Consider the following 924-nt stretch of genomic DNA (forward strand, 5'->3'; position numbering starts at 1 on the left):
CAGACCCAGTATAATTATATTTTTAGCAAGCAAAATTGACTTTTAAAATTATTCCGCAAAATATCCATTATCACTCTACTTGGATGTTTTCCAAGGAGCATTGCCAGTTTGCCACATTTCTTCCAGATGAATCTTATCGCGCAATGTATCCATCGGTTGCCAGAAACCATGGTGAAAAAATGCGTCCAGCTGTCCATCTTTAGCCAAATTTTCCATCGGAGACTTTTCCCAGGTTGTTGAATCATCATCTATATAATCAATGACCTTAGGAGACAACACGAAATATCCACCGTTAATCCAGGCGCCATCCCCTTGGGGCTTCTCCTGAAAACTGTTGATCTTCTGCCCCTCCAGGTTCAGCGCTCCGAAACGCCCTGGAGGCTGGGTTGCAGTCAACGTTGCCAGTTTTCCATGCGCCTTGTGAAATGTGATCAATTCACCAATATTGACATCGCTAACGCCATCGCCATAAGTAAAGCAAAACATTTCCTCGTCGGCAATATACGGACGCACTCTTTTCAATCGGCCGCCCGTCATCGTTTCATCACCTGTATCAACCAAGGTCACTTTCCATGGTTCAGTATTGCGAGTATGGACTTCCATTTGATTATTCTGCATATCGAATGTCACGTCTGACATATGCAGGAAATAATTCGCAAAATACTCTTTAATGACATAACCCTTGTAGCCACAACAGATAACGAAATCATTCACGCCATGTGCCGAGTAGCTTTTCATGATATGCCACAAAATTGGCTTCCCACCAATCTCGACCATGGGTTTTGGCTTCGTAGAGGTCTCTTCACTAATTCGAGTACCCAGTCCACCAGCAAGTATGACAGCTTTCATTTTTTTATTCCAAGCAAAAGACTATGTGTTAATCTGGGCAGAGATCAGGCAATTTAATTAAAAATCACAAATTTC

General features: G+C 42.4%; 1 protein-coding gene. It reads right to left on the bottom strand.

Features of this window, described 5'->3' with window-relative positions; all coding sequences use genetic code 11:
- Positions 1–75: 75 nt before the first annotated feature.
- Entirely contained in the window at positions 76–849 is a 774-nt protein-coding gene (gene rfbF / locus AC0V2Y_RS27300; protein WP_475418052.1) for a glucose-1-phosphate cytidylyltransferase, read from the bottom strand.
- Positions 850–924: the final 75 nt, after the last annotated feature.

The organism is Janthinobacterium sp. BHSEK, assembly GCF_056174685.1.